The following is an 8,502-nucleotide window of genomic DNA, read 5'->3' on the forward strand; positions in this document are numbered from 1 at the left end:
CATGGGTCTCCTTGGCATCGTTATCGCCCTGGGGGCGATGATCTGGCTCGCGTTTCGCGGCTGGAGCATCCTGATCATCGCGCCGGCAGCGGCCCTGCTGGCCGCGGCCACGGCGGGCGAACCGCTGCTGGCTCACTGGACCCAGACCTTCATGGGCACGGCGGCGGGGTTCGTCGCCCAGTTCTTCCCCTTGTTCCTGCTCGGCGCCCTGTTCGGCAAGCTGATGGACGACAGCGGCTCCGTCACGGCCATCGCCGAATGGATGACGCGCGTGCTCGGTCCCCAGCGAGCGATGCTGGCCGTGGTGCTCGCGGGCGCGCTGCTGACCTACGGCGGCGTAAGCCTGTTCGTGGCGTTCTTTGTGCTGGCGCCGATGGCGCACGCGCTGTTTCGCGCGGCAGACATCCCGCCACGGCTGATGCCCGCCGCCATCGTACTGGGTACGTCGACGTTCACGATGTCGGCGCTGCCGGGCACGCCGGCGATCCAGAACGCGATTCCCATGCCGTTCTTCAGCACCACGCCGTTCGCGGCGCCCGGCCTGGGTATCGTGGCCAGCGCGATCATGCTGACGTTCGGGCTGTGGTGGCTGTCGCAGCGCGAGAACGCTGCGCGCCGCAAGGGCGAGGGTTACGCCATTGCCGAAGAGGAGGCTTCGCCCGATGAGGTAGCGGAGCGCCCGCTGATCCGTGAGCTTGCCAGTACCGCACGCGAATTCGACCCGGCCGAGGCGCTGCAAGGCAGTCGCAGCGACGAGCCGCCAGCGGCCTTTATCGCGCTGCTGCCGCTGGCCGTGGTGATCGTGGTGAACCTGCTCATGAGCTTCGTGGTGCTGCCACGGGTGGATGCCGACTACCTCGGCCTGCCCGAGTGGGGCGCGACCACGCTGCAGGCAGTCAGCGGCGTGTGGTCCGTTATCGTCGCACTGACCGCCGCCATCCTCTGCCTGATTGCGCTGAATTTCCGGCGCCTGCCGGAATTGCGCGACAGCATGGGGGCTGGTGCCCACGCCGCCGCCCTGCCGGTGCTCAGCGTCGCCAGTCTGGTGGGATTCGGCGCGGTGGTCGCCAGCCTGCCCGGGTTCGGCGTCGTGCGGGACTGGGTGTTGTCGATCGAGGGAGGCCCACTCGTGTCGCTGGCCGTGGCAACAAACGTATTGTCGGCGCTGACCGGCTCAGCCTCTGGCGGCCTGACCATTGCGCTCGATGCGTTGGGTGGCACCTACCTGACACGTGCCTTCGACCTGGGCATCGATCCGGCCATCCTGCATCGCGTGGCAGTGATGAGCGCCGGCACACTCGACACGCTGCCGCACAACGGCGCCGTGGTCACGCTGCTTGCCGTATGCGGGGCCACGCATCGGGAAAGCTACGGCGGCATCGTGATGGTGGGGATCGTCGGCCCAATGCTGGCGCTGGCGGCCGTGATCGCGCTGGGGAGTTGGGTTGGGTCGTTCTGACGCCTGATGAACCGCGGGGTCAGGCGGCCCCCTCCCCGCCGACCTGGGGCTGCACGATTCCCATCCGCCGCGCGGCCAGCTTCATTTGCGTGAACTGGATGCCGAACAGCGCAAGTTTCGATGCCAGCGGAAACACGCCGATAAAGAGCGGCCACGATGCCGTGAACGCCACTGCCACCACCAGGTTCAGCACGCCGGTGAGCAGCATCAGCCCGGCCCACAGGTAGCCATAACGGGTCAGCAGATCGCCCATGCGCTCCCGCGCGACCGGCGGCACGTAGCGGTGCATCCAGCCACCGCGCAGCATGACCACGCCGACCAGCGCATACAGCACGCTGGGCTTGCCCATCACGAAGCGGGGATCGTTCGTCAGTAACGTGGCAGCGGCCGATACCAGCACGCTGATCAGGCTGATCCATTGCAGCGCGGCAATGGGCTCACCCCGGAACCTCGCCCAGAGCACCACGCCGACCGCCACGGCAGTACCTGCCGCTGTGGCCACCACGACATCGACTTTCATGGCAAACAGTACGGCAAAGACGATCACGCCAAGCGAGTCGAACAATACCGGTCGTAATGCGTAGAAGAATGCGCTCATGCGGGTCCTTTCCCAGTCTCCAACTGGCGGTGCGTCGCAGCAAGTGATCCGGACGCCAGAGCGCGTCAAACTGATCATTGCATAGTTCTGCGAAGTGTCGGAGACGCGCCTGCCCGCGTCAAGGTAAACATGAGTGAATCAGGGTTGGCCCGGAGTGCGCAAACGCTGCACGGGGCGCCAGGAACCCCACAATCCCTACTGCCCCATGGGGACACTTCCTCCTGCCGCAATGGGTCGGGACGTACCAGAATGTACTGGGAGGGGACGCCAATGACTGAGCGCAAGCCATCAACGTTGCCGAGGACCATCCTTTTCACGGTCGTGGTGATCGTGGGGCTTGCCTTTGCGCGCGTGGCACGGGCCCAGATCTTCGGCGCGGTCAGTGCGGACGGGTCCATCACGCTGACCAATACGGCGGGAAATCCACATCTGCACCTGCTGGTCGCCGGCAATCCACCGGCCGAGCGCAAGCCCCGGGAGCCGAGGGATCTGCCCACCGACGCCGCGCTGTTCGCGACTTTCATTTCCGAAGCCAGCCGCAACTCCCACCTGCCGCCGGAACTGATCCGTGCCGTGATCGCCATCGAGTCGCGCTTCAATCCCAATGCGGTATCCAGAAAGGGCGCGATCGGACTGATGCAACTGATGCCGGATACCGCCAAGCGGTTCTCGACCGGCGACATGCTGAATCCGCGCGACAACATACTCGCGGGCGCCCAGTACCTGCGCTATCTGCTGGACCTGTTCCGCGATGATCTGGAACTTGCGCTGGCGGCCTACAACGCTGGCGAGAATGCGGTGATCCAGGCGGGAAACCGGATCCCGGCCTATGCGGAAACGCAGGCCTACGTACCGATGGTCATGGCGCACTACCGCAGGCTGCTGGCCTCGGGGTAATGCGCCAGCGGTGCCGGTGCTACTGCTTTACTGCCCTACGGCTCTACTGCTCTACTGCTCTACTGCCGAATCGTCGCCGCCTGCATCAGATTGCCGACCACATCCGCCCTGGCCTTGTTGAGCGCCACAATATGCAGTTGCCTGCGGATGTCGTCTTTGACTTCGTCAAATGCCGGGACCTGCGTGGCACGCTTCGCATCGAGCCTGACGATGACACGAAGGTTGTCGACCACGACTGGCTCCTGCGTGACCGCACCAACCTCCAGATGGGAGACGGCTTCGGCCACGGCTACCGGCACGCCCTGGCTCTTGCCTTCGACCACAGGCACCCGGAACGTGATCCACGGCATCTCGCCCCCGCTCTCCTTGCTCGACGCCACGCTGTACATCCGGACCAGCTCATCGAAGGACACGCCCGCCCTGAGCTTTTCCAGCACGGTACGGGCGGTCCGATCGTCCGCCACCGAAATGATGCGGACCTTGTACTCCTCCCTCCCCATCATGCTGACTACCTCGTCATACCGCGCCTTGACCTGCGCATCGGTAATCGGATCGAGGCGCAGGTTGTCGCGCAGGTAAAGCTCCGCCTCCGCCGACGCCTTCGCGGTGTTGGCGGCCTGCAAGACTTCCGGCCTCCGGTCATACCCATCCTTTTCCGCCGACTGCCGCAGCACTTCGCGCACGATCAGTTCCTGTGTGAAGAACTGGCGCATCTGCGGGGTGTCTGGCTGGCGCGCCACACGCAAGGCGTCGTCGAGCTGCGCCTGCGCAATCGGCACGCCGTTGACGACGGCGAGCGTTCCTGGCGGCAGGCCCGTGGCCGCCCCGCTCCCGCTGTCATCCGCTGCCTGGCATGGCGCAAGGCACGCAGCGAGCATCAGGCCGAGCGCCAGACGTGCCGGACCTGACAGACGAGACAGGGCAATCGCATTCATGGTGTGCCTCCGCATTCGGACGACTGGCGCGACGTTCAGGCGCCCGGCGAGATCAGTTCGACGCCATCAGATGGTGGTACGCATGGAGGATTTCGTCCGCCGTCGCAAAACCATCTATCCGCAGCCAGGGCTTGCCCGGCGCCGCGCGCAGCAGGACCACTGGACTGTGGTTCATCTTGTCTTCGTGATAGACGTTGAAGGCTTTCTGCGCGGCAACGCTGGCCGACACTGCGCCGGTGTAGTGCTGCCACTCCGGGCCCGCGCCGAACTTCGCCGCATATTCCCGCAGCCGTCCCGGGGTGTCGTGCTCGGGGTCGATCGAGATGGAGACCAGATGCACCTTGTCCCGGTCAGGACCCAGTTCCGCCTGAAGCTGTGACAGCGTCTGGCTGATGACCGGACAGATCGACGTGCACGTGGTGTAGATGAAGGTCAGTACCACCGGCCGGCCGTCATCGAGTTCATTGGCCAGCGACACGGCCTGCCCATCGTCACGCACCAGCGTCACCGGTGGCAGGCGATAGTCCACCGTGGACGTATGCATCTCCCGTTTCATCTCGTGATGGGAATGCGGGTCGTCGGATTCATGACCGACGGCGCCCATCGAGACGCACGCGATCAAGCCAACGGCGGTCACTGCCGCCACCTTGCTCCAACGCTTTGCGTACGCTTTCATGGGAGTCCCCTCCTCGATGTTTCGCTGACGCGCACCCTGGCGGGTGTTTACTCCATTGTGGGCAAGCCGCGCCAAGGCCGGCATGGGGAACCCTCCCCTAACTGGGATAGGTAAACCTCCGCCCGGTGTGTCTAGGGCACCGTCCAGTCCCCCTCCGCCGCAACCCGGGCGCCGTCCGGCCCCGAGAAGCGGACCATGTAGCCGCCCTTGGACGCGAATCGCTGGCCTGGCGCGAGGGTCAGGCGCGGATAGTATCCGGTGATAACGCGGCGCTCGATCATGTCCTCCACGCGCTCCACGAGGTAGTCGCGCTGGAAGGTATCGGCCATATGGTTCAGCGTCTCGGCGAGCAGCCCGCAAGCCAGGAACGTATCCGCCTGCACCTGTTCGGCCACCAGCGGGATGCGCCGGATCGTGAACCATCCGAGCGCATAATCGACGCGCACCCGCCGGCGTTCGGGCAAATCGACCGGATACGTCAACTCGGTGACTGCTCGCCAGCCCGCAGGGACAGGCGTATGTTCCAGCCCGCCCATCAGCCCCGACATCAGCACGGTCGTTCCGGGCGGTGGGCTGCCGCCAAGCGCCACCACATCCGGCGGACGCAGCCATAGCACCAGCACGTTGCCCTTCGGCACCTTGCGCAGTGCGCTGGCGATGCTCTCGTGCGCCTTCAAAACGCGGTTCGACACCGTAACGCCTGCGGGCAAGAGCGCTGCCGCGAGCGCCCTGGCGCCAGCGTCACCGCTATCGCCTTCGCGGTATACCTGAAGCACCGGTCCAACTGCCTTGCCGTCCTGGCCGCGCAGGATCGACCGTGCCATCAACTGCGCCTCAAGGGTGACGCCATTGGAAAAGTAGAGCGAATAGAACCCCTTGCCCTCCTCGGCGGGCACCTCGACATTGGGAAACAGGCACGGCACGGCTGCCTGCTCGCAGAACGCGTGCACCGGCGCCCAGTTCGAACCGCCAAGCCCGGATACCACGGCGAGCACAGGCTGTTCCGCGAGATGTTTCTGCAATTGCGCCTGCCACGTGGAGGGCGCGCCGCTCAGTTCCCAGACATGCAGCTGCCAGCGCCGGTTCACCATGAACATCATGCTGCGCGACGCGCGCAGACGCGGCGTGGGGCCCAGCGGGAACGCGTTCTTGTCAGCGAAATAGTGCTGCAACACGTCCAGCATTCCCTGGCGTTTGACCGGGTCCGCGTCTGGCGTGATGATCGTGGCGAAGTGCAGCATGGTCCCATCGACGCCGGGCAGCGTGCGTGCGTCAAGGCGCTTCAGAAAGCCGATCAGCGCCGCCATATCGGCATCGCCCAATGCGAAATGCGGCATCAGGTAGCTCAGTGGCCGGCCTTCCGAGTCAAGCCCGCTGCGGATGGCCCGTGCCAGCGTAGCCTCCGTGTAGGGCTCGCGGTCGATACGGATGCCATCGACAAATGGCAGGTCGAGATCGTCGGGATTGCTCGCGCGCGGGTGAAAGAGATACCTGCCCGTAATCGGGGGAATCGCTGTCAGGCCGGCACGGGCGCCAAGCCCGCTGCGCCGGTGGCAGTTCATGCAGGCGGCGGCCTGGCCCTCCATGCGCATCCCGCCATCGCGGATGGCCTGAAGCGGTTCGCCCGAGGCCAGCGTGCCCTGCCGGAAAATCCGCTCGCCAGCGTCTGGCGGCGGGTCGGCACGCGCAAGGCCCGCCAGCAATAGCAGCGCCAGCCACGCGACAATCCGCCAGAGTCGGCAAGCAAGCGGGTTCATTGCATCGGGGCCGGGCGGAAGCCGTATGGGGGCGCCGCAGTGGGTCGTGCCGCTTCTTCGCTGCCACGCATCGACGGCGGCTTGGCGAACATGATGTCCTGCAATGGCGGATTCATCTGGATGCGATCGATCACGAGCCGTTCCCCGGCACGCGCCATGCCCGCGCCGCTCTCAATAACGAATGGCAGACGCACGCCATCCACCTCCCGGTAATCGCGGTAGTACACGGTCACCAGATGCGCCTGTCCGGCCGCGTTGCGGGACTGCCGCTCCGACTTGATATCGAGATAGGTCTGCGCGTCGATCCACTCGCGGCGCGAACTGCCGGAGGGCAAGGTGACACCGAGCCGGTAGGCCTTGTGCCCGTCAACCTCGTCAGTGCCCTCCATCACCACGGTAATGCCCTTGGCCTCGCAGTCGATCAGCGGCCCGTCGATGACCTGCTCGTCGTGCGCGAACTTGTCCTCCTCCGGCGTGTAGGGCGTCAGGCTCGGCTTGCCCTGCGCCGAACGTACCTTCCAGCCGCGATTGCCGTCGAAGATCCGCACGGCCTGTTGACTGCCGCCGCGAATCTCGAAGCGCGTCTTGTTGGGCCGCTTGAGGGCCAGCACGAACTGGGCGGGGGCCTGCGCGCTTTCCACGTGCCCGACCCATACCATGGCATCGATCTTGCGCCAGGCTTCCGCGCCGCCAATGGCCTTGCCATGCTTCTCGACGACCTCGGCAGCGGTAGGCTCCGCCGCGCAGCCTTGCGCGCCTGCCAGTACCAGCAGACAGGCGGCCAGCGCGTTGCCGGCCATCGCCCTGGTGCCCATGGTCCGGGCGCGTGTTGCTATGGTGCTCATGGCGTTCGCCCCCTGCTACTGGCCTGCGGCTCCCGGAACGGCAACCTGCGGCTTGGCGAACGCCGCATCGTCTACCGGCGGATTCACGGCCACTCGCTGGATCTTCATCTTGTGCCCCGGCTTGACGCCAACGACCACGGTTTCCACGACGTGCGGCATCATCAGGCCGTTCTCCTTGCCGTATTCGCGGTAGTAGATCGCTACCGGGCGCGGGCGTCCGTCCATCACGCGGGGTTCGCCGTCCATCTTCACCTCCAGGAAGCTCGACGCATCTACCCACACCCTGCGTTGCACCCTATCCTTCGTTGTCAGCCTGAGCCGGTAGGCACGATGGCCTTCCACGGTGTCAGTGCCTTCAAGTTCGACGGTAGACCCCTTCCGGGCGTAATCGACCAGCGGTCCGTCGAGCTCAGCCCATTCGGCTGCTGCCTTTGCCTCGGCGGGCGTGAACGGCTCGGCGCCGTCCCGCCCCAGGAACGGCCGGACCTTCCATCCCTGCGTGCCATCGTAGACCTGCACTGCCGTCTGGTCCTGGAACCGCAACTCGAATCGCACCTTGTGGGGGCGCTTCATGGTGGCCACGAACGGTAGCTTCGTCTCCTTCTTGCCACCCGCGTCCAGTTCGCCCGACATGGTCAGCGTATTGACCGCCCGCCAGGCCGCAAGGCCGCCGCGCGCGGCTACGTTCCGGTCGACGATCTGGGCGGCGGACATCCGGCCTGCATCGGCGGCAGCGGCCGCGACCGGTGTCACGAGCACGGCCAGACCCAGCGCCACAAAGAGATTTCGGTTCATGGGTTTCTCCTCCCCGGTTCAGGCGTCGACATGTCCGAGCCCGTCCACCTATTCCACCACCAGGCCGTCGATGCGATACGTGCCAACCAGTATGCTGACCCGGTCGCCGGCCTTGATCACGTTGCCCTTGTTGGAAAACACCATCCAGTACTCCTGGCCAGCTTCCAGTTGCCCGGTCTGCCGCAACTGGCCGATCTTGTCCATCACCGGAATCTCGAGCAGTGCATGGGTGCGCTGGCCAATCAGATACGGCGTGGCGTTCTTGTCGCCAAGCACCTGAGCGATTTCAGGCTGGACGACGCGAAAACTGAAGCGCAGCAGGTTGCCCGACGCTGTGCGGCGTACCCGCAGGTTGTCCACGCCGCGATTCAGTTCGTAGTAGGACTGGGCCCGTTTCGGCACGTTGACGGGCCGATAGGCGGACGCGGAGCCTGCCTTGGCCGCCGTCGCATCGCCCGATGCGGCCAGCGCGCCGGGCACGGCGCCGCTGCCAAGCAGCAGCGCCGTGGTGGTCAGGATGCGTGCGAAACAGATCATTTC

Annotated in this window: 9 protein-coding genes; 2 read left to right on the plus strand and 7 right to left on the minus strand. The window is 65.7% G+C overall.

The annotated features are described in order from the left end of the window. The first annotated feature begins 1 nt into the window (after nt 1). Nucleotides 2-1,459, plus strand: coding sequence for a GntP family permease (locus tag RN01_RS07590; protein WP_017514260.1), 1,458 nt, complete (start codon nt 2-4; stop codon nt 1,457-1,459). Nucleotides 1,460-1,478: 19 nt separating this feature from the next. Here RN01_RS07590 and RN01_RS07595 read toward each other — a convergent pair whose 3' ends face one another. After that, entirely contained in the window at nt 1,479-2,057 is a 579-nt protein-coding gene (locus RN01_RS07595) for a septation protein IspZ (RefSeq protein WP_017514261.1), read from the minus strand. A 270-nt stretch (nt 2,058-2,327) separates the two neighbouring features. On the opposite strand from RN01_RS07595, the gene RN01_RS07600 reads away from it, so the two are divergent. Next, nucleotides 2,328-2,954 (plus strand): lytic transglycosylase domain-containing protein, encoded by a 627-nt coding sequence (locus tag RN01_RS07600; RefSeq protein ID WP_017514262.1) that lies wholly within the window; start codon nt 2,328-2,330, stop codon nt 2,952-2,954. 59 nt (nt 2,955-3,013) lie between these two features. Here the strand turns inward: RN01_RS07600 and RN01_RS07605 are convergent, their stop codons facing one another. The 6 genes from RN01_RS07605 to RN01_RS07630 form a co-directional block, all read right to left on the minus strand. Continuing rightward, complete coding sequence (locus RN01_RS07605) at nt 3,014-3,889, minus strand: peptidyl-prolyl cis-trans isomerase (RefSeq protein WP_017514263.1); 876 nt, start codon at nt 3,887-3,889, stop codon at nt 3,014-3,016. 52 nt (nt 3,890-3,941) lie between these two features. Then, the gene (locus tag RN01_RS07610; protein ID WP_224444935.1) at nt 3,942-4,493 is read right to left on the minus strand and encodes an SCO family protein; all 552 of its coding nucleotides are present in this window, start codon (nt 4,491-4,493) and stop codon (nt 3,942-3,944) included. A gap of 203 nt (nt 4,494-4,696) precedes the next feature. Then, a complete protein-coding gene (locus tag RN01_RS07615) occupies nt 4,697-6,322 on the minus strand; it encodes a hypothetical protein (protein WP_024569380.1) in 1,626 nt (541 codons plus the stop codon). Then, nucleotides 6,319-7,167, minus strand: coding sequence for a hypothetical protein (locus RN01_RS07620; protein WP_051069131.1), 849 nt, complete (start codon nt 7,165-7,167; stop codon nt 6,319-6,321). Before RN01_RS07620 ends, RN01_RS07615 begins: the two co-directional genes overlap by 4 nt. A gap of 15 nt (nt 7,168-7,182) precedes the next feature. Further along, nucleotides 7,183-7,962 carry a hypothetical protein gene (locus RN01_RS07625; protein ID WP_024569381.1) on the minus strand — a complete coding sequence of 260 codons (780 nt, stop codon included), beginning with the start codon at nt 7,960-7,962 and terminating at the stop codon, nt 7,183-7,185. 48 nt (nt 7,963-8,010) lie between these two features. Beyond that, the gene (locus RN01_RS07630) at nt 8,011-8,499 is read right to left on the minus strand and encodes a hypothetical protein (protein WP_017514025.1); all 489 of its coding nucleotides are present in this window, start codon (nt 8,497-8,499) and stop codon (nt 8,011-8,013) included. Nucleotides 8,500-8,502: the final 3 nt, after the last annotated feature.

Origin of the sequence: Cupriavidus sp. SHE, from assembly GCF_000812445.1 — a bacterium.
Lineage (GTDB): Bacteria > Pseudomonadota > Gammaproteobacteria > Burkholderiales > Burkholderiaceae > Cupriavidus > Cupriavidus metallidurans.

Excerpts from the sequence above, each read along its gene's own strand:
- RN01_RS07590 (WP_017514260.1), top strand. The coding sequence starts at position 2 with ATGGGTCTCCTTGGCATCGTTATCGCCCTGGGGGCGATGATCTGGCTC.
- RN01_RS07595 (WP_017514261.1), bottom strand. The coding sequence starts at position 2,057 with ATGAGCGCATTCTTCTACGCATTACGACCGGTATTGTTCGACTCGCTT.
- RN01_RS07600 (WP_017514262.1), top strand. The coding sequence starts at position 2,328 with ATGACTGAGCGCAAGCCATCAACGTTGCCGAGGACCATCCTTTTCACG.
- RN01_RS07605 (WP_017514263.1), bottom strand. The coding sequence starts at position 3,889 with ATGAATGCGATTGCCCTGTCTCGTCTGTCAGGTCCGGCACGTCTGGCG.
- RN01_RS07610 (WP_224444935.1), bottom strand. The coding sequence starts at position 4,493 with ATGGGCGCCGTCGGTCATGAATCCGACGACCCGCATTCCCATCACGAG.
- RN01_RS07615 (WP_024569380.1), bottom strand. The coding sequence starts at position 6,322 with ATGAACCCGCTTGCTTGCCGACTCTGGCGGATTGTCGCGTGGCTGGCG.
- RN01_RS07620 (WP_051069131.1), bottom strand. The coding sequence starts at position 7,167 with ATGAGCACCATAGCAACACGCGCCCGGACCATGGGCACCAGGGCGATG.
- RN01_RS07625 (WP_024569381.1), bottom strand. The coding sequence starts at position 7,962 with ATGAACCGAAATCTCTTTGTGGCGCTGGGTCTGGCCGTGCTCGTGACA.
- RN01_RS07630 (WP_017514025.1), bottom strand. The coding sequence starts at position 8,499 with ATGATCTGTTTCGCACGCATCCTGACCACCACGGCGCTGCTGCTTGGC.